This is a genomic window from Thalassospira sp. TSL5-1 (assembly GCF_001907695.1).
Classification (GTDB): Bacteria; Pseudomonadota; Alphaproteobacteria; order Rhodospirillales; family Thalassospiraceae; genus Thalassospira.
Genome location: NZ_KV880638.1, coordinates 849771 through 869051 on the forward strand (window position 1 = coordinate 849771; position 19281 = coordinate 869051).

The window sequence follows — 19281 nt, forward strand, 5'->3', positions numbered from 1 at the left end:
AAGGGGTCATATTGTTTAAACAGGAGAATATCTGAATGACAGTCGAGCTGACCGAGCTTGACAATGGCATGATTGTCGCCACGGACCGCCTGGAACATGTGCAGTCGGTGGCGTTGGGTGCGTGGGTGGATGTCGGGGCGCGGAATGAAACGCCCGAAATCAATGGCATTTCCCACATGCTCGAACACATGGCATTCAAGGGAACACGCAAACGGACCGCCCTTCAGATTTCCGAGGAAATCGAAGCGGTGGGCGGGCAGATGAATGCCTATACTTCGCGTGAAAATACCGCCTATTATTGCAAGGTTCTGCACGAAGACCAGGCGCTGGCGATTGATGTGATTGCCGACATCCTGCAAAATTCGACGCTGGATGCCAAAGAACTGGAGCGCGAGCGCCAGGTGATCCTGCAGGAAATCGGCCAGGCAAATGACACGCCCGACGATATCGTGTTTGATTATTTCCAGGAAACCGCCCTGCCCAATCAGGCGCTGGGCCGGTCCATTCTGGGCAGCCCGGAAAATGTGTCCAGTCTGACACGCGATGATCTGTTTGACTTCATGTCACGGCGCTACAGCGCCAAACGCATGGTGTTTTCGGCGTCGGGCAATGTGAATCATAATGATGTGGTCGATATGGTCGCATCCAAATTCACCAATTTGCCGACCCACGAAGACCACGACATGGAAAAGCTGCGCTATGAAGGCGGCCAGCGCATTGAAAATCGCGACCTTGAACAGGCTCATGTCATTTTTGGCCTGCCCACGGTTCCCTATGCCGATGATGCCTTCTATGACGTGCAGGTTTTCAACATGTTACTGGGCGGGGGCATGTCCTCGCGCCTGTTCCAGGAAATCCGCGAAAAACGCGGGCTGGTCTATTCGGTTTACAGCTTCTCGTCGCATTATGTCGATGGCGGCCTGTTCTCGATCTATGCCGGCACCGGGCCCGATGACCTCGGCGAACTTATGCCGGTGATGTGCGACGAGCTGAAACGCGCCACCGTCGATTTGACGGAGGAAGAAGTTAACCGTGCCCGCGCCCAGCTTAAGGCGATGGTTGTGATGGGCATGGAAAGCAATTCGGCCCGCTGCGAAACGCTGGCCCGGCAGATCCAGGTGCATGGCGGCCCGCAAACCATCCCCGAAATCATGGAAAAGATCGAGGCAGTCGACCTCAAACGTGTCATTGCCGCAGGCGAAGCCCTGATTTCCGGCAAACCTACCGTCACCGCCCTTGGCCCCGTCGCCAAGATGCCGGAATACGATACGCTGGTGGATCGGCTCTGCGCCTGATCTGACTTTGATTGATAAAAATGAAAAAAAGGCGGCTATGTATTGATAGTCGCCTTTTTTGTATTTGCAGATAATCGGCGCGGTCGCAAGCACAGCGATAATCTGGCTTTTTTTGAAATAGTGCCTTGTCTGCAAAGGGGGAAATGCGGGAAGATGGTGGGGCATTCTGTTTTGGGTGCGCATTCTTTCTGTCATCCCTCCCGGTCTGATATCTCGCCCCGTTCATGTTTTAGTGTGCCCTTTGCCAAAGTCGCCTGTTTGGCGCTGTGTGAAAGGGTAATTCTGGCTGGAACCCGGGCGGCTTGGGCGGGAAATACCCTTCGATGATTGCAGTTGGCCCGGCATGGTTCGGGATCGCAAGGCAAGGTTCAATGAAATACGCATTTGATATTGGCGGTACAAAAATAGAATTTGGCGTTTTTGACGATCAGGGCGGGATCCTGCATCGGCAAAAGGTCGCCACCCCGCTTGAGAACCGCGACGATTTTACCAGCGTGATTGCCGGGCTGGTGGCGGAAGCGGATGCCCGGTTTGCGGGGTGTGATGCGGATGCTGACACGCCGCCGCCGGTTGGCATCAGCTTTGCCGGGGGGCTGGACCCGGAAACGGGCGCGGTGATTTCGGCCAATATCCCGCCGATCAAGGGCTGGCCCATGACACGCGGTCTTGGCGATATTTTAAAGCGTGCGGTGCGGGTGGAAAACGATGCGGACTGTTTTGCCCTGGCCGAGGCCCGGTTGGGCGCGGGGACGGGTAAGCGCACGGTGTTTGCCATTATCCTCGGCACCGGTGTGGGCGGTGGCATTGTTGTCGATGGGCAGTTTATTGGCGGGCGCAGCGGCATACGCGGCGAATGGGGGCATGGCAATGATATTTCCGGCCCCCTGATGCGCCACGGCATCAAGCCGCGCCAGTGTGGCTGTGGCGGGGCATCCTGCCTGGACCCCTGGGGGGCTGCGCGTGGGCTGGAGCGCATTCATAGCGCCCTGCATGGCAAGGATTTGCCCAGTCAGGATATTACGGCGGCCTGGCGGGCGGGCAATGGCGATGCCCTTAAAACCATTGATGTTTTTGTTGATCTGGTTGCCGGGCAATTGCGCCTGATGGTCAATGTGCTGGACCCGGATATTGTGCCGGTGGGGGGCGGGCTTGCCGCCGAACAGGGCCTGATCGCCCGGATTGACGCCGCCGTGCGGGCCAATGTGCTGGGCCGATATGACCATGCCCTGGTGGTGCCGGGGCAGTTTTTTGCCGATGGCGGCCTGCGCGGGGCGGCCCTGCTGCATGATGTGCCGGCCTGAAAAATGAAGGGAATAGTCCTGTGACCCGTATCAGTCATATGACACTGGAAGTCTGTGTTGAAAGTTTTGAAGACGCACTGATTGCGGCTGAAAATGGCGCAGACCGGATTGAATATTGTTCGGCCCTGGCGGTGGGTGGTTTAACGCCCACACCGGGCGCACTGGCGCGGATGCGTGATATTCCGGTGCCGTGTTTTGCCATGATCCGCCCGCGACCGGGCCATTTTGTGTATAGTGCTGGCGAGCTGGAAACCATGACCCGCGAAATCGCCCTGGCCCGCGATGCCGGGGCGCAAGGGGTGGTTTTTGGCGCCAGTAAAGCCGATGGCAGACTGGATGGTGAGGCGCTGAAATTGCTGTGTGATGCCGCAGGTGGCCTGGCAAAAACGCTCCATCGCGCGTTTGACATCACACCTGATGCCTTTGCTGCGCTGGAAACGGCGGTGGAGCTGGGCTTTGACCGCATCCTGACATCGGGCCAGCAACCAACCGCCGAGGAAGGCTGTGCCCTGATTGCCGATCTGATCGCTAGGGCGGGCGGGCGCATCATCATCCTGCCCGGCAGTGGTGTGACGGCGGCCAATGCCAGCACGCTGCGGGCCAAAACCGGGGCCTCGCAGCTTCATGCGTCCTGCAAGCATATTGCCGAGGCGGGCGCGGGCGAAGAAGGCCGTGTTGCCACCGATGCCAAAGCGGTGCGGGCCCTGCGCCGGGCGATGGATCACTGATTTTCGGGAAATAAAAGACGCCCGCTCCTGTCGGGGAACGGAGCGGGCGCACAGATCTGCCGTTATGCCTGGCGGATATTTTCGGCCCAATAATGATAAAGCCCATCGACGTCGCCGCTGGTCAGAAGCGGCATGGCGCGGGCCAGGGCAGCCTCGTCCCAATGCCACCATTGCATTTCCAGCAACAGGGCGATTTGCCCCGCGTCAAACCGTTTGCGAATGGTTTTTGCCGGGTTGCCGCCGATAATGGCATAGGGTTCCACATCGCGGGTGACAAGGGCGCGGGTGCCAATAATCGCCCCGTCGCCCACTTTAATGCCGGGCATGATAATGGCTTCCGATCCAATCCAGACATCATTGCCAATCACGGTGTCGCCCGAGGGTTCATAGCCATTGGCTGCCCCGGCAAAGGCCGGAACTTCCGCCATCCAGTAAAAGGGAAAGGTGCTGATCCAGTCATGGCGGTGGCCCTGATTGCCCGCCATGATAAAGGCCGCGCCCGAGCCGATGGAACAGAAACTGCCAATGATCAGGCGGTCCACCCCGTCATCGGGCAAAAGGTAGCGGGCGCAATCTTCGAAACGGTGGCCGTGATAGTAGCCGGAATAATAGCTGTAGCGACCGACGATGATATTGGGATTGGAAATTTGATGGTCCAGGGTTTCGCCGCGAAACGGGCTTGCGAAATAGTTGGTCATGATAAGCGATTCTCTGAATAAAGGCTGTTTTTGCGCAACACAACAGGGCGCGATGGCAAAGCACATCACGCGCCCGCCCCGGCACAAAAGCCAGGGCGCTATTCAGATGGTTCGGTCCGCAGATTTCATGGAAAAGCCTGTTATGACTGCACTTTATGTTGTCAGGTCAGCATAAAAAGAGAGCGGGATTCTGTCCAGCCGCTTTAGCGTGTTTCCACCCGGTTGATTGCCAGCATATGCGCGTTTTGATCCAGCCAGGTTTTGCGGGCCGAATAATCGGGCAGGATCGAGCCCACCAGATTCCAGAAGGGTTTATCGTGGTTGCGGTGGCGCAGATGGCAAAGTTCATGCACCACGGCATATTCCAGCACGGCTTTGGGCGCAAAGATCAGATGCCAGTTGATATGAATACGATCATCATTGCCGCAACTGCCCCACAGGTGCTTTTGGTCCTTGATATGCCAGGATTTGGGAACAAGGCCGTATTTGGGGCCATAATGGCGAATGAAGTCGTCTACATCCTGTCGCAACCGCTTTTTAAGCCACAGGCGCAAGGCATCCTCGATCAACATATCCTGAGACTGCGCGGCGGCCGAGGCGGGATATTCAATATAAAAGCCATTGCGGTAGGAGACATGGACAAGGCTGTCATCGGTGGAAACCACCTTGAGCCGCATCATGCGCCCGCGAAACGGTATTTTCGCCCCGCTAACAAAGCGCGAAATGGCGGGCGCATTTTCCGCGATATTGCGCATTTTGCGGGTTTGTTCAAAAATCCAGCGTCGCCGCCGGTCTATCGCCTGGTCAATTTGCGCATCGGTGGCGTGGGGCGGGACAACCACCTCGACAAAATCAGGCGTGACGGTAATGCGCGCCTTTTCGCTGCTGCCGGTCCGTTTTAGCGCATAGGGTATTTCAGTATTACCAATGATCAGGCTGCGCATCATCTTACATCGTTACTTTGCAAAAGCTTTAAGCGCGAACTCTTCGACTTCCTCGGAAACAAGTTTAAGGCTGCCAAAGCCCATTGCATGAAGCTTCTGGCGGACCTGCTGGCGCAGGGTTTTGCGAAGCTCCGTCTTTTCGTGCCAATGGGGCGGCGTTTGGGCATAAATGCCTTCCATAAAAACCGCCAGTTCCACCAAATCCCCGGCGGAAATATCATCTGGCTGATAGCTTTCAAGAACCTTCATAATGCCATAGGCCGCCTGTGACATGGCCGTATCTTCATGGGCTTTGGATTCCGCCTCAAGGTCGCGCGCAAGGTCTTCGGCCATTCTCAGTTTATCGGCCCAGGAAAACTGCGCATCATCCATTTTCTCCAGCAGTTCCTTTAACCGCTGCGAGAATTTGCCATATTGGTGCGGATTATCATCAAGCTTTTCATAAACGGTTTTGCGAAGCTCCGTCCCCTTGCGGATCGCGGCGGTCTTAATGTCGCTTTCCGGTTTGTCTTCCATCTCGAAATCCTGCCAGAAATCCGGGTCGGTAATGCCGCGCAATTTTACCGTGACACTCAGGCCCGTGGCATCAAGATGCTCTTCAAGCATTTGACGGATCTTCTGGCTGTATTCGCGATGGTCCAGGGCTTCCTTTTTATCAATCGCCTGGGTGGCATATTGTAAAAAACTTGCGATCCATTTCAGGTCTTTTGTGTAATCCAGCACCGATTTATCGGGGCTTAGGGCGGCATAAAGGGAAATAAATTCCCGCGCGCAGGCGCGATAGGTCAGCCACTGGTCTTCCGCCTTGAGCATCTCGACAAAGGCATCATATTCGGCCTTTATATCGCCGGTATTGCGCTTTAGGCCCTTCATCATTTTAAGCACGGTGGCGTGGGCGGCATGGAGTTGCGAGCGCAGGTTATCAAGGTCCTGCATCGCGTTTTGCACATCATCGGCACGATAGGATGACAGCGCATTATCCAGATTTTGCGACACACCGATATAATCGACAATCAGGCCATATTCCTTGTTGGCATCGGCAACCCGGTTGGTGCGCGCAATGGCCTGAAGCAGCGTGTGTTCCTTAAGCGGTTTATCAAGATACATCACCGATTCAATCGGCGCGTCAAACCCGGTCAGAAGCTTGTCACAGACAATCAGAAAATCCGGGTTTTGTCCCTTTTTGCCAAAGGCCTGCTTCACGGCGGTTTCGGCATCGCGGTCCAGAAAATATGTCTCTAGTCCCTCGCGCAATTTAACAATATGCGCATCTTCCGATGGTTTGTTGTCTTCCTGCGATTTTGAATAAACACAGGCCGATTTTAACGTAGCCTGCTTTTGCGCATCTTCGGGCGATAATCCTTGCGAGATCAAATCCTCGGCAATCACCCGGTCCAGCGCGCGTTTATATAAAATCACCGCCTCGCGGTCGATGGCAACGATTTGCGCCTTAAACCCGTCCGGCGCAGCATGTTCCCTGAAATGGGTCCAGATGTCATAGGCAATCAAATCCACCCGTTTCGGATGCTTGACCAGATCGGCAAAGCTGACACCGCGTTTTTTAAGCTCTTCAAGCTTGTCATCGGGCAGGTCGGCAAACCATTGATCAAACAGAATGTCGATCTTGGCCTCGTCAATATGCCAGTCGGTTTTGCGCCCGGTATAATAAATCGGCACCGTTGCGCCATCGGCCACGGCATCGTCAATGCCGTATTTGTCCAGATACCCCTCGCCAACAATGCCAAAGTTTTTATAGGTGTTCTTGTCGGATTTTTTAATCGGCGTGCCGGTAAAGCCAAAAAAGCGCGCATCGGGCAGGGTTGCGCGCAAATAGGCGCCCAAATCCTTTTCCTGGGTGCGGTGGCATTCATCCACCATCACAATCCAGTTCTGCGAATGGGCAACAGGCTTTTTCGACCCCTGAAATTTGAAAATCGTCGAAAGGGCGGTAATGCCGTCAATGCCGCTGCCAATCAGCTTGTGTAGCTCGTCCACTTTCTCCACCCGCACCGGGTTGGGCAGGCCGCAGGCCTGAAACGTCCCGCTGATCTGGTCATCCAGATCAATCCGGTCGGTCAGCACCATCAGGTTGGGGTTTGCCAGCTCTGGCGAGGCCTCGGTCAAATGGGTTTTCAGCTTCAGGGCGGCAAACACCATCGTCAGCGATTTGCCCGACCCCTGCGTATGCCAGACCAGCCCCTTGCGATGGGTGTTTTCAACCACCCGTTCGACAATTTTATTGACCGCGCGAAACTGCTGATAGCGGCACATCTTCTTGATTTTGCCGACATCGGCCTTCTCGAACACAATAAAATGGGCAATTAAATCCAGCAGGCGCGCGGGCGACAGCAGGCACCATAACCCCTTGTCCAGCTTATTGGTAAAATCGCCTTCCGGGCGCGGCCACGGGTCGCCCCACGATCCATAAAATCGCGACGGGCTGCCGGTGGTGCCATACAGGCAATTGGTGCCATCGGTCAGAATGTTAAAACAATTGGCAAAAAACAGCCGGGGAATATCGCGTTCATATTGTTTGATCTGCTCAAACGCTTCACCGGTTTTGTCCTTGGCATTGATCGGCGATTTCGCCTCGATCACCACCACGGGAATACCGTTGATATATACCACAATATCAGGAATGCGCGATTTCTCCGCCTTCACATAAAGCTGGTTGGTCACAGCAAAATGGTTTTTTTCCAGGTGCAGAAAATCAATGACGCGGATGGTCTTGTGCTCTGCCTGGCCCTGCACCTTGCGGCTGTAATTACCGCGCAAAATATGCAGCCATTCCTCATTGTCAGTCTTGCCAACCAGTTCGACATAGGCAGCTTGGGCATCTTCATCGGACAAGCCGTTCAAACGTTTGATGGCGTCAACCAGATGCGGGCGGAACAGAACTTGGTTATCGCCATCGCGCAGGGCTTCGTGCTCTGCCTTGGTCACGATTGTGTAGCCCATCCCTTTCAAGGCTTGGATTGTTGGCTTTTCCGCCAATTGCCATTCACTGCCCATTGTCACCGCCGGATGATATTGCGCCAATGCACCTCAAAAAGTCCTTACCTGCTTCACTAATTAGGTAACGTTGAGAACTTGGCTGTATTTCGATGCTAATAAACATCTGGTCTCTCTCCAGTAGGCCAAGAGAAGAAAGGTGTCTACGCATTATTTCGTTTAGTCTTGAACCTCTTTGGGCTTCTTCTCGACCAGTATGATCAACGATGTCTTCAACAGTATGACCCGGCTGCACCACATTTCGGTTTACCTCATGAAACCTTGTGCCTTGCTCGTTTCCAACGGTTGGGGAACTCGCAGGATGATACTCTGCCAAAAGAATGATCTGACGATCATCAAGCTGTTCCAGAATACGCATAAAGTGTCGCGTTTCTTGTTGTTCAAGGCCCGTCTCCTGAAGTCCTTTTGTAACCAGTTCGGCGATGTACTTTTTACGATTATCGCTTAACGCACGGGCAGATTGCCAGAGTCCCTCTTCAAAAAGGTCGAGCCCTTCGGGTTTATCCAATGCGATCTTCAGCTTGAGTTCGTCAATCTGGTCTTGAAGATATCGGATATAGTCTTCGGCCCTTTCGGCGCGAACATTTCGGATAGTTTCTGTCAGAACGGTCTGGATGATTGAACCAGCAAATGGCATTGCACCCGCTGCACTTGCTCCAATCCTCAACGCTTTGGCGGTTGATGTGTCTCCAAGCGGTGGATGTTGGTTTTCTTCAGGCATCTGGTAGCTCCACGCGTTTGCTTCCAGAGAGCAGATCAGACATGAGGCCAGATTTTACAATCTCAAGCTGTTTCAGTTTACTCATCTCTGCCATTGAGAAGTTGTCAATGGCACGTAATCTTTTGACGATGTAGTCTTGCTCCTTAGGAGGGACTTCAGGCAACAATAGATTGCGGATATCTTTGAGGTTTATTCTCTTAAAGGTTGATCCGGATGAGAGTTTTTTTAGCTGATTTTGGACCACCGGCGAGTTAATGATGTAAAAAAGTAGTGAACCGCTCAAAGTCTGCCCGTGAATGATACAGACATCCTGACCAATAGCAAAAGTCTGTTCGCTTTCGACAATAGCACCAATACCAAAAGTTGCATTTCTGCTGAAAACGATATCTCCTTGCTCAGGTTTATGTGGTTCTATGAGGTCTAGGTATTCTTCTTTGCTAGTTTTGATGCAGTTGGATAGTTCGAGAGGCCCTTCTTTCACATCCCTCGGGCGAACTATAGGAAAGCCTTCGTCGTAATATTTTGGCGTCCGGTGTTTGCAATCAATAACTCTCGCAATCTCTGAGAGTTTCTTGACCTCCCAACTCTCAGGAATCTCCCCCAATTCGGTTTGTTTGAACTTGGTGTGGCCGATGCCTTTGGTGAGGAGGGTTTGAAGCAGTCCTTTTTTGACCTGTTTGGTTTGGTCAATGACGGCTTTGGTCGCGGCAATGGCCTCGTCAACGCTGCACAGAACTTCAGCGATTTTCTTCTGCTCGGGAAGGGAGGGGATAGTCACCTCAATGGCCTGAATATCCTTGGAGCTAATGTTTACCTGAGCGTTCCCCGCTGCCTTTCCCTTCAGGATATTTTGAAAACCTTGCGACAGATAGAGATATTGAAAGAACTGGGGGAAGCCATCCTGAACCATCAACCTCCCGACCCGTTGGTTCAGATACGAACCGTCAGCCTGCTTTGTTACAACACCATAGTTGCCGATACTGCCTGACATGCCAAAGAGAAAATCCCCTTGGCTCAAGCGGAAGTTCTCTAATCCCCAAACTTTGGCAACATCAACATATTTTGAATCTTCAAGTGTAATCGTTCCTGATTTTAAGTTGCTCATTCTTATAACGGGAACCGTATTCGCCCCTTCATCAACGAAGTCAGCACTCTTGAAGGCGTAACCAGACTGGACGCGACAACGGCTACCAAACGAACTTGTTTCCCACCCCTCAGGAACTTCATGCGTCATAGCCAAGCTCCTTGAGGAAACCCATCATCTTGGCTTCGGCTTCATCACGCTGCTGGCGCAGAGCATTCAGTTTAACGACTTCTGCTGCAACATCGATCTCGTCCTCGTCTTCATCTGTGCTGACATAGCGCGAGATGTTGAGATTGTGGTCGTTCTCGCGGATTTCATCCAGGCCCACCACGCGGGCGAACCTGTCTTCATCCTTGAAGTCAGTGAACGCATCGGCGAAACGCTTCACATTGGCGTCCGAGAGGTGGTTCTGGGCTTTGCCTTCAACGAGTTCCTGAGTGCCGTTGATCACCAGAACCTTGCCCTTGCGTTCTGCTGGTTTATTCCTGCGAATGATCAGGATACAGGCCGGAATACCCGCACCATAAAACAGGTTCGGTCCCAGCCCGATCACTGCATCAATCAGGTCATCTTCCAGAAGTCCTTTGCGGATTTTCGCCTCTGCCCCGCCCCGGAACAGAATGCCGTGCGGCAGAACCACCCCCAACATGCCCTCTTCCTTGAGGCTGGCGAGCATGTGTTGCACAAAGGCCAGATCACCATAGGATTGCGGTGGGCAGCCATAGGTATCGCGTCCGAACTTGTCCCCGGTTGACCAGACATCATGTCCCCAGTTTTTCAGGGAGAATGGTGGATTAGCAAGGACACGATCAAAGGTACGGATCGCCTTTGTGCCATCACCCACCAGATGCTTGGGATCAAGTAAGGTATCGCCACGTTCGACAAAGGCATCATCAATGTCATGCAGGAACAGGTTCATGGCGCAGATCGCCCATGTATTGAGGTTCTTTTCCTGACCATAGAGCGACAGGGAACGCGGGTTCTTGCCCTGGCGTTCCAGATGATGAAAACATTCCAGCAACATCCCGCCCGAGCCACAGGTCGGGTCATAGACCGACATGCCTTCGTCGGGCTTGAGGCATTCGACAATCAGCCGCACGACCATCTTGGGGGTATAGAATTCGCCGCCCTTTTTGCCCGCATCATCGGCAAATTGCGCAATCAGATATTCATAGGCATTGCCCAGCATATCGGCTTCGACATCGGCATGGCGAAAGCGGTGCTTTTCAAAATGCTGCAACAGTTTTTCAAGGGTGGCATCGGGGAAACGCTGTTTATTGTTGAAATCCACATCCTGAAACACGCCGCGCAGGCGCAAATTGGCGTCTTCGATGGCATGGAAGGCAGCGTTTAAATGTTCGCCAATATTGGTGGTGTGCTGGCGCACATCACGCCAGAAATGGCCTTCGGGAATGTGAAAACGGTGCTCGTCGGGGTCGGCGGCAAGGTCGCTATCGCTATACTGGCCCAGTTTGCGTTCATATTCCTCCTCCCAGACATCACAAAGACGGCGGTAAAACAAAAGGCCGAAAATGTAATGTTTGAAATCCCCTGAATCGATGGAGCCGCGCAGAATATTGGCCGCCCCCCAAAGGTGTGATTCAAGTTCCTGAAGTGTCAACTGAGACATGTAACCGCTATTTCCCTGCAACTAAGGCACGCTAAAAGTTTAGGGAAACACCATAGCGCATAGCGGTTTTTTCGCAATTGGTTAGGTAGGCGAGGGATGGGGATTTTGCAGCCTTGCTCGGGCAAAGATTGTGCAAAGATATCGGCAAAAGAAAACCCCTTTGAGGAAAACCTCAAAGGGGTTTGTCTTGGCTGGGGCGGTAGGATTCGAACCTACGGTACACGATACCAAAAACCGATGCCTTACCACTTGGCCACGCCCCATCAGCGTGTGTGGCGCGGAAAATAGCGTCCTATTCCGCCAAGTGCAACCCTCTATTTTGATCCTTTTTTCTTTGCGGCGGATTTTTTTGCTTTGGCTGCGTTTTCAGGGGTTTGGCGGGGGTGATGTATGGGGCTTAACCCTGCGCGGGCGCAATTTTGCAATCCCTGACCCACCAGCCGGGATTGGCATGTGCAATGGCGCTGGCGGCACTGGCAGCCATTTGTGCATCGGGATAGAGGCCAAAACAGGTCGCCCCGCTGCCCGACATGCGCGCCAGCAGGCAGCCATCGGCGCGGGCCAGGGCATCCATCACATCGCAAATTTCCGGCAGCAGGGTGACGGCAGGCAGGGTCAAATCATTGCGGCAGTCGCGCAGGGCATCGGCCAGCGACGTGACATCGGCAAAGGATTGGTCCCTGGCCCACAAATCCCCCTCGGTAAAGTCGCCATCCCGCGCGTTGAAAATTGCCGGGGTCGAAACCGCCTTGCCGGGATTAACCAGCACCAGCGAAAAACCGGGCAGCGGGGCCAGCGGGATAAGCTGTTCGCCAATGCCCTGCATTAATACCGTGCCGCCTTCAAGGCAGACCGGCACATCGGCCCCAAGTTCCAGCGCCAGCGGGGCGAGATCCGCCGGGCGGGCAGGAATGCCCCATAACTGGCACAAAACCCGCAGGGTGGCGGCGGCATCGGCCGATCCCCCGCCAATGCCCGAGGCCACGGGCAGGTTTTTTTCCAAAATAAGTTCCGCCCCCTGGCGAATGCCAAAACGATCCCGCAGCAGGGTGGCTGCGCGCATCACGAGGTTATCGGCGGTGCTGGCATCGGCCAGGGCGGGGGCCATTGGCCCGGTGATGGCAAGGGTGAGGGTATCGTCATCGGCCGGGCGGGCGCGAATGGCATCGCCGCAATCGGCAAAACAGACCAGGCTATCGAGGGTATGATAGCCATCGTCGTGTTTGCCGGTGACATGCAGGAAAAGGTTAATCTTGGCCTGTGCCGGTTCGATCAACTGGTTGTGCATGGCCCTGCCCATTTTCTATAACAGGTTAATTGGTTGCAGCCGTACCGGTTGCGGGTTTTTTGCCATTCAGTTTTGCCAGAACTTCCTTGCGCAGGTCCGCAGATGGATCAAATGACAGCGACCGTCGCCATTGAAATTCCGCCTCGTGATAACGCCCGACCTGATAATAGGCATCGCCCAAATGGTCATTCAGCGTTGGATCATCGGGGATCAGCGAAACTGCATGTTCAAGCTGTGTGACGGCCTTTTCATAATGGCCCAGCTTGTAATAAACCCAGCCCAGGCTATCGACGATAAAGCCATCATCGGGCTTTAGCGCGACCGCGCGTTTGAGCATTTCCTGGGCCTTGTCAAAATTCATGCCCCGGTCCACCCAGCTATAGGCCAGATAATTCATGATGTAGGGCTGATCAGGCTCCATTTCGAGGGCCAGCAAAAAGTCCTGTTCCGCCTTGTCCCACTGTCCGGCCTGTTCATAGGAAATGCCCCGGCGATACAGCAGCCGCCAGCCCACATTTTGTGCGCCGCCCAGCCGGTCAATCGCCTCGCTATAGGCATCGGCGGAACGGCTGAACTGTTTGGTCGCACGTAAAACATCGCCCAGTTGAATCAGGGCATCGGCCCGGTCGGGGCGTTCATTGATCATTGTGCGCAACAGCGAAATGGCCGCGTCGTTCTGGTCAATTTCCGTCAGGCTGGCGGCCTCGCGCAGGCGGGCGTTCCAGCTGTGCGGGGAATTTTCGGGAATGGATTTGTAAATCGCAATCGCTTCGGGCCAGCGTTTCTGGATTTCCATCACCTCGCCCACCAAAAGTTTGGTCACGGCATCGCCTGGGCGCAGGGACAGCGAAAACTGCGCCATGATCAGCGCGGGTTCAACGGCGTTTTCCTGGCTTAACAGGGTCGCGATATCCAGATACCCCTCCGCCAGGCCAGAAGCCGGGGTCAGCACGGTGCTAAGGGGTGGTTCGCCCTTTTTCAGGCGTTCGAGATGATAGGGCATGACCAGGGATTGGGGATGGCGGTCCATATAGCTTTGATACAGCAGTTCCGCCTTTTGGTTTTGGCCTTTGCGTTCGTAAATCGCGCCCAATGCTTCGGCCGCACGCAGCGGGGCGTCAGCCGGGTCGCCATAGGCATTGGCAAGGGCGCGTTCCGCCCCGTTCAAATCGCCAAAATAATCCAGGATCAGGCCCCGGTGATATTCCGAAAGCGGGGCCAGGCCCTTGTTGATTTGCAGGCTGTCAAGGGCGGCCAGGGCATCGCTTCGGCGCTCAAGCGCGGTATAAAGCCAGGCCTGCGCAATGGGCCGGATAATGGAATTCAGCCCGCGATTGGGCAGGGTATTAATGGTATCAAGCGCGGCCTGGTAATTTTGGGCGCGAATATCGGCATCGGTGACGGCCAGCACGGCAAACAGGTCCTGCTGGGGGTGTTCGACCAGCAATTGTTTGGCGATGGTGGCACTATCGGCGATGCGGCCATCCGAAATTAGGGCCAGAAAGGTGCGGCGGCGCAAATCGTCATTGCCGGGTTCCAGTTTCTGGGCGCGAAACAGATATTGTGCGGCCGCGTCATCGGCATTGTCGCTTTGTGCGACCTTGCCTGCCAGGAAATTGCCAGCAAAACCGTCGCTTTGCGGATAGTCAAAGGGCTGGTTTTGGGTATTGGGGCCAAGTGTGCCACAGGCAGAAAGGGCAAGGGCCGTTACCGGGACCAGCAGATGTAACAGATTGCGCTTCAAGAATTTTTCCTGCTTTTCATTTTTGCTCGCGGTTTACAACCGTGATGATCAAACGGTATGGGCAATCCGTTTAAGCATATGTCGCTACCCTACTCATTCGGCCTATATAAGGCAAAGCATTTGCCAGCCCCGGGGCCTGGATTTCATCACTTTGCCGCGAGTCCGGCCTTTGGGAGGCGGGCGATCGTTGGCTTTTGCGCCCTATATCCGCAGTTCTTAGCAATAAAGGGCGGCCTGGGCGGGCACATTTAATTGCGGGCGGATAATATCGCCTGCCGTTTTGACAAAGAAGGATTTTTGCCCGACCGGGGCGACATATTCGAGAATAGTCAGCGCACTGTCCAGGTCCAGGCCCCGGGCAATGACCCAGCCCGCCAGATATTGCGCCGCCAGGCAACCGCCGCTGGTAACGACATTGCCCTGGGCGATCAGGGGTTTATCCTCGACAATGCAGCCGGTGGCCGCCAGAAGCGGGCGGGTTTTGGCATCGGTGGTGGCGGTGGCGGGCAACAGGCCCAATTGATGCAAAAACAAAACCCCGGAGCATTGCGCGCCGATTAATTGACGATGCGGGTCCAGTTTCAGTTCGCTGGCAATGATGCCATCGGCGGTATGGTCGCGGGTGCGTGTACCACTGCCAAACAGCACCACATCGGCCTCGTTGCCAAAGGACAGCGGCTGTTGCGCGGTGACCGTCACCCCATTCATCGAGGTGACGGTTTTTTCTGGCGATGTGATCTGGACGGACCAGCCCTCGGCCTTAACCCTGCCTAAAATCGACAGGGCAACAAAGCTGTCGATTTCGTTAAAGCCATCCAGTGTCACAATCGCGATTTTCATTCGTCCTACCGCCCGCAGTTAAAAAAGGGCAGCCATTGAACGCGCAGTTTGCGGCCTAGACAAGAAAAATAAGCATGGCGGGCCGCAAAATCACGCGGCCAGGGCCTGTTTGACCAGCGAAATCCAGTAACTGACGCCATAGGGGATGGCGGCATCGTTAAAATTATAGGCCGAATTATGCAACAGGCAGTTGCCATCGGTTGGCCCGTTACCCAGCCAAACGTAACTGCCGGGCTTTGCATTGAGCATGAAGGCGAAATCCTCGCTTGCCATCGAGGGCTCCGGGCTGGTGTCGATTTGATCGGCCCCGACAACCTGTGTGGCGGCAGCCAGGGCGATGGCGGTTTCGGCTTCGCTATTGATGGTGGCGGGGTAGCGGCGCTGATACATCACACGCGCGGTGCAATCAAAGGCGCGCGCGGTGGCATCGGCCACGGTTTTAAGGCGGTCCTCCACCAAATCCTGCACCGCCGGGTCAAAGGTGCGGACCGTGCCGCGCAGGGTGGCTGTTTCGGGGATGACATTCCAGGTATCGCCCGCAAACATCTGGGTTGGTGAAATCACCGCACTTTGCAGCGGGTTAACATTGCGTGCCGGAATGGTTTGCAGCGCCAGTAACACCTGGCCTGCCGCCGTGATCGGATCGCGGCCCAAATGCGGCATGGCGGCATGGCAGCCCCGGCCATCAATATTGATTTCAAAAATATCGTAGCTTGCCATCATCGGCCCGGCCTGCATCGCCATTGTGCCAACATCGCGGCCCGGCCAGTTGTGCATTCCGTAAACGGCGTCAACCGGGTGGGTTTCAAACAGGCCTTCTTCCACCATGTCGCGGCCGCCACCCTCATTTTCCTCCGCAGGCTGGAAAATGAAATCCACCGTGCCGGTGAAATCCGGGTTCTCCGCCAGTATTTTCGCCGCGCCGAGCAACATGGTCATATGACCATCATGGCCGCAGGCGTGCATTTTTCCCGGATGTTGGGAGGCATAGGGCAAATTGGTGGTTTCGTGAATGTCCAGCGCATCCATATCGGCGCGCAGGCCAATGCGTTTGCCTGTACCACCCTTGCCATGAAGGGTCGCAACCACGCCGGTTTTGGCGATGCCGGTTTTGACCTCAAGCCCGAAGGATTGCAGCTTTTCCGCGACAAAGGCGCTGGTCAGCTTTTCCTCGAACGCGGTTTCGGGATGGGCATGCAAATGGTGCCGCCAGGCGGTAAATTCATCAACAAGTTCGGTGGCACGCGGATGAAGGGCGGGTTTGGTGGTGGTCATTTGCTTGCTCTTTGCATTGTAAAGGGGCGGGAAAAGGCGGGGACATCATGTCATGATGCCCCCGCCATGCAGGGTTTTATGGCGTTAATGCTGGATCAAACGCCTTGCAGGCGCAAGATCAGTTCTGCCACCAGCACCGAACCGGCATAGGTGCCCAGAAAAACAAAACAGGCCACCAGCGCCAGTTTCCAGCCGGAATGCTTGGCAACCTCGATTTCCTTTTTGGCAATGGCAAACCCGGCATAGGCCAGGGCCGGGGTGGCAAGGGCCAGGAAATTGACCGATTTGGCCTGTTCGACAACCCATTCCGACCCGGGAACACCCGGCAGGGTCGCAATGATGCCCACCAGCGAAATCCAGGCAACACTGGGCAGATAAAACGGGGCAAACCGGGTGAGTGCCAGGCCCGCCAGCGAGATGACATAAATCACCACCATGCCCATGAAGCCATCGGCGAGCGGAATTTTCGGCCCAACCGTATTCATTACCAGCCCGACAAGGCAGACAATGATCAGGGTCAGCGCGTGATCGACCAGATTGATTTTCACGCGGGTCGATTTGGTTGCAACGGCGCTATCAGACATGATCAGCCCTCCTTGTTGCTGGCATGGGCGAGGTCTTTTTTACCTGCCGTCGCATCATAGAGTTTTTCCACAATCGGTAAGGCCAGGAACAGCCCGGCATACAGCCCGGTGGCATAGGTCAGAAGGTTGCTGGCCCCGGCCAAGGCCAGGATTTCATCCTTCATGGCGGGCACAACTTCGGTCAAAGCTCCGGTGCAGGCGGCCATCATCGAGCCACTGCCAATGCCGCATGCCATGGCCAGCGCGCGCGGGTCAAACAGGTTGGAACTGGCAAATAGCGAGGCCAGAATGGCGAAAATAAAGGTGCCAAACAGGGTGCCAATGACATAAACGCCCATCACACCGGCCCCTTCCGGGCTTTTTAGGGTGTAACGGTCCGCGATGATGGCAAGGTTGGGTTCACGCGCAATCGAAAAGGTCGCACCAATCGCCTCGCGCCCCATCTTAAGGCCCCATACGGCGAGCGGAAACGCCAGCACAATGGTACCCAGATTACCCAGTTCCTGCAAAATAAGGGCAGGGCCTGCCTCGATAATGGTGTTGATTGCCGGGCCAATGGTGGTGCCGAATTTGGCAATAAACGGCATGATCGCAACCACGATCAGCGGTGATGCCGCCTGGACTTCCTTCTGACGGATGATTTTGCCGAATTTCGGCATAAGGTTGGGGTTCATCAAGGCCGCCATGATAAAGGCATAAAGCAGCGGCAGCAGCAAAATTGCCCCGATCCCGAGCGGAATTTTCTGAATGCCGATCAATTCGGCGATGGTGCCAACAACAATAACAGCAAGGTGAAGCCGCCAAAGCTCCAACTGCCCCCGAAGCGCGTTCATTTCCCTGTCTCCTTGATGTTAGACGGCCCTGTTTTCGGTCTCCGGCGCAGGCGGATTTCACAATTTTGCCATTTTTGCTGCCGGGGATTTTGACCGAGAATGAAAATTCACCCCGGCAGGCGCAAGTGCCATTTTGGGATGGCTTTGTTGCCAAAACGGCAACAGCTATTGAAGGTCAGGAATGTTCATCGGGATAACAGGCTGCGCCAAATGCCTCCATTCGGCTGCAAATCATGTTGCTAACAGCCCGAACCGCGGCGGTTTTGGGGCGGCCTTTGCGGACAAGCAGGTGCGAGGGCACACGCGCCAGATAAGGGTCCGTCAGGGGCACGGCCACAACCTCGCCCCTGCGTAATTGTCGTGATACGGCAAAGGCGGGCAAAAAGGTGATGCCGCCACCCGAAAGCACAAAATGAATGGCGACATTGATCGAATCGGCGGTCAAAAAGGCATCGCGTGCCAGGCCGCGCCCCTGGTCCACATTCGCCAGCAGCTTGGCAACGCCAAAATGCGGGTTTAACAGGGCCAGCGGGTAATTGACCGTATCGGCCAGCACACAGCTTTGCTGTTTTGCCAATTCAAATGCCGGAGGAACCAGGGCGCAAAGCGGGGCGTGCCCTTCGGCCAGAAGCTCCAGATCCGGGTTGCGTGGCGGGTTGAACACCAGGCCCATGTCATAGTCATCGCGCAAAATACCGTGGGTCATTTTTTCGGTGCCAGCCACATCGATTTCCAGTCGCACGTCGGGAAATTCGTCGCGCAGTGGGCGCACAACATGGTTGACCAGATCGACGACAAAACCTTCACCCGTGGCAATGCGCACCGTTCCGGCAATGGCCCCGCGGGCGGCGGCCAGGTCCACGGCAAAGGCCTCGTCCATTTCAAAACGCCGTCTTGCATGGGCGGCAACTATATGGCCAGATTCTGTAAAAATGATACCGCGTTTGGTGCGTTCCATCAAAAGCGTTTCAAGATGTGCCTCAAGCCCGGCGATTTGCCGGCTGATTGCGGATGGAGCAATGCGCAGGTTGTCTGCTGCTGTGCGGATGGAACCGGCCTCGAACACGGCCAGGAAATAACGCAGCGGTTTATCGTCGATCTTCATGGCATATCGGCCTGATGCAGGGAGGTGTGACGGGGTACCGGGGGTGTCGGGTTTATAAAACGGATCACGCAATCAGACCATACCTGTTGCTGTTTCGGCAACAATATGTTCCGGCAATTGATCTTGAGTTCGCCGGGTATCGATTGGAAAGTTCCGGGGCAAAATTAAAAATCACATCGGATCAGGCAGGGTGGTCACA

16 protein-coding genes and 1 tRNA gene are annotated in these 19281 nt (G+C 55.0%); 3 read left to right on the plus strand and 14 right to left on the minus strand.

Annotation, left to right across the window (positions count from 1 at the left end):
• Positions 1–35 precede the first annotated feature (35 nt).
• The 3 genes from LF95_RS13410 (at position 36) to LF95_RS13420 (ending at position 3324) form a co-directional block, all read left to right on the plus strand.
• Positions 36–1295 (plus strand): M16 family metallopeptidase, encoded by a 1260-nt coding sequence (locus LF95_RS13410; protein WP_073955561.1) that lies wholly within the window; start codon positions 36–38, stop codon positions 1293–1295.
• Between the two features lie 371 nt (positions 1296–1666).
• Positions 1667–2596 carry an ROK family protein gene (locus LF95_RS13415; protein ID WP_073955562.1) on the plus strand — a complete coding sequence of 310 codons (930 nt, stop codon included), beginning with the start codon at positions 1667–1669 and terminating at the stop codon, positions 2594–2596.
• 20 nt (positions 2597–2616) lie between these two features.
• A complete protein-coding gene (locus LF95_RS13420; RefSeq protein WP_252509760.1) occupies positions 2617–3324 on the plus strand; it encodes a copper homeostasis protein CutC in 708 nt (235 codons plus the stop codon).
• 62 nt (positions 3325–3386) lie between these two features.
• On the opposite strand, the gene catB is transcribed toward LF95_RS13420, so the two are convergent.
• The 14 genes from catB to LF95_RS13490 all read right to left on the minus strand — a co-directional run bounded on the left by catB (position 3387) and on the right by LF95_RS13490 (position 19082).
• Complete coding sequence (catB, locus tag LF95_RS13425) at positions 3387–4022, minus strand: type B chloramphenicol O-acetyltransferase (protein WP_073956274.1); 636 nt, start codon at positions 4020–4022, stop codon at positions 3387–3389.
• 203 nt (positions 4023–4225) lie between these two features.
• Complete coding sequence (locus LF95_RS13430; protein ID WP_215905684.1) at positions 4226–4969, minus strand: M48 family metallopeptidase; 744 nt, start codon at positions 4967–4969, stop codon at positions 4226–4228.
• Between the two features lie 9 nt (positions 4970–4978).
• Positions 4979–7978, minus strand: coding sequence for a type I restriction endonuclease subunit R (locus tag LF95_RS13435; protein ID WP_256359954.1), 3000 nt, complete (start codon positions 7976–7978; stop codon positions 4979–4981).
• On the minus strand, positions 7968–8699 hold the full coding sequence (locus tag LF95_RS13440; protein ID WP_073955563.1) for a hypothetical protein: 732 nt from the start codon (positions 8697–8699) through the stop codon (positions 7968–7970). The genes LF95_RS13435 and LF95_RS13440 overlap by 11 nt, the downstream gene beginning before the upstream one ends.
• Positions 8692–9933 (minus strand): restriction endonuclease subunit S, encoded by a 1242-nt coding sequence (locus tag LF95_RS13445; RefSeq protein WP_073955564.1) that lies wholly within the window; start codon positions 9931–9933, stop codon positions 8692–8694. The genes LF95_RS13440 and LF95_RS13445 overlap by 8 nt, the downstream gene beginning before the upstream one ends.
• On the minus strand, positions 9923–11413 hold the full coding sequence (locus LF95_RS13450) for a type I restriction-modification system subunit M (protein ID WP_073955565.1): 1491 nt from the start codon (positions 11411–11413) through the stop codon (positions 9923–9925). The genes LF95_RS13445 and LF95_RS13450 overlap by 11 nt, the downstream gene beginning before the upstream one ends.
• A 188-nt stretch (positions 11414–11601) precedes the next feature.
• Positions 11602–11676 (minus strand) — tRNA-Gln (locus LF95_RS13455).
• A gap of 134 nt (positions 11677–11810) precedes the next feature.
• Positions 11811–12701: a 4-(cytidine 5'-diphospho)-2-C-methyl-D-erythritol kinase gene (locus LF95_RS13460; RefSeq protein ID WP_143182040.1), complete on the minus strand. Its 891-nt coding sequence runs from the start codon at positions 12699–12701 to the stop codon at positions 11811–11813.
• 25 nt (positions 12702–12726) lie between these two features.
• On the minus strand, positions 12727–14445 hold the full coding sequence (locus LF95_RS13465) for a tetratricopeptide repeat protein (RefSeq protein ID WP_073955566.1): 1719 nt from the start codon (positions 14443–14445) through the stop codon (positions 12727–12729).
• A 216-nt stretch (positions 14446–14661) separates the two neighbouring features.
• Complete coding sequence (locus LF95_RS13470) at positions 14662–15285, minus strand: DJ-1/PfpI family protein (RefSeq protein ID WP_073955567.1); 624 nt, start codon at positions 15283–15285, stop codon at positions 14662–14664.
• A gap of 90 nt (positions 15286–15375) precedes the next feature.
• Positions 15376–16560 carry a M20 aminoacylase family protein gene (locus LF95_RS13475; RefSeq protein ID WP_073955568.1) on the minus strand — a complete coding sequence of 395 codons (1185 nt, stop codon included), beginning with the start codon at positions 16558–16560 and terminating at the stop codon, positions 15376–15378.
• A gap of 95 nt (positions 16561–16655) precedes the next feature.
• The gene (locus LF95_RS13480) at positions 16656–17144 is read right to left on the minus strand and encodes a hypothetical protein (protein WP_073955569.1); all 489 of its coding nucleotides are present in this window, start codon (positions 17142–17144) and stop codon (positions 16656–16658) included.
• A 2-nt stretch (positions 17145–17146) separates the two neighbouring features.
• Positions 17147–17977 carry a DUF3100 domain-containing protein gene (locus LF95_RS13485; protein ID WP_073955570.1) on the minus strand — a complete coding sequence of 277 codons (831 nt, stop codon included), beginning with the start codon at positions 17975–17977 and terminating at the stop codon, positions 17147–17149.
• Positions 17978–18152: 175 nt separating this feature from the next.
• On the minus strand, positions 18153–19082 hold the full coding sequence (locus tag LF95_RS13490; RefSeq protein ID WP_073955571.1) for a LysR family transcriptional regulator: 930 nt from the start codon (positions 19080–19082) through the stop codon (positions 18153–18155).
• Positions 19083–19281: the final 199 nt, after the last annotated feature.

Coding starts and splice junctions, on each gene's coding strand:
- LF95_RS13410 (WP_073955561.1), top strand. CDS start 36: ATGACAGTCGAGCTGACCGAGCTTGACAATGGCATGATTGTCGCCACG.
- LF95_RS13415 (WP_073955562.1), top strand. CDS start 1,667: ATGAAATACGCATTTGATATTGGCGGTACAAAAATAGAATTTGGCGTT.
- catB (WP_073956274.1), bottom strand. CDS start 4,022: ATGACCAACTATTTCGCAAGCCCGTTTCGCGGCGAAACCCTGGACCAT.
- LF95_RS13430 (WP_215905684.1), bottom strand. CDS start 4,969: ATGATGCGCAGCCTGATCATTGGTAATACTGAAATACCCTATGCGCTA.
- LF95_RS13435 (WP_256359954.1), bottom strand. CDS start 7,978: ATGGGCAGTGAATGGCAATTGGCGGAAAAGCCAACAATCCAAGCCTTG.
- LF95_RS13440 (WP_073955563.1), bottom strand. CDS start 8,699: ATGCCTGAAGAAAACCAACATCCACCGCTTGGAGACACATCAACCGCC.
- LF95_RS13445 (WP_073955564.1), bottom strand. CDS start 9,933: ATGACGCATGAAGTTCCTGAGGGGTGGGAAACAAGTTCGTTTGGTAGC.
- LF95_RS13450 (WP_073955565.1), bottom strand. CDS start 11,413: ATGTCTCAGTTGACACTTCAGGAACTTGAATCACACCTTTGGGGGGCG.
- LF95_RS13460 (WP_143182040.1), bottom strand. CDS start 12,701: ATGCACAACCAGTTGATCGAACCGGCACAGGCCAAGATTAACCTTTTC.
- LF95_RS13470 (WP_073955567.1), bottom strand. CDS start 15,285: ATGAAAATCGCGATTGTGACACTGGATGGCTTTAACGAAATCGACAGC.
- LF95_RS13475 (WP_073955568.1), bottom strand. CDS start 16,560: ATGACCACCACCAAACCCGCCCTTCATCCGCGTGCCACCGAACTTGTT.
- LF95_RS13480 (WP_073955569.1), bottom strand. CDS start 17,144: ATGTCTGATAGCGCCGTTGCAACCAAATCGACCCGCGTGAAAATCAAT.
- LF95_RS13485 (WP_073955570.1), bottom strand. CDS start 17,977: ATGAACGCGCTTCGGGGGCAGTTGGAGCTTTGGCGGCTTCACCTTGCT.
- LF95_RS13490 (WP_073955571.1), bottom strand. CDS start 19,082: ATGAAGATCGACGATAAACCGCTGCGTTATTTCCTGGCCGTGTTCGAG.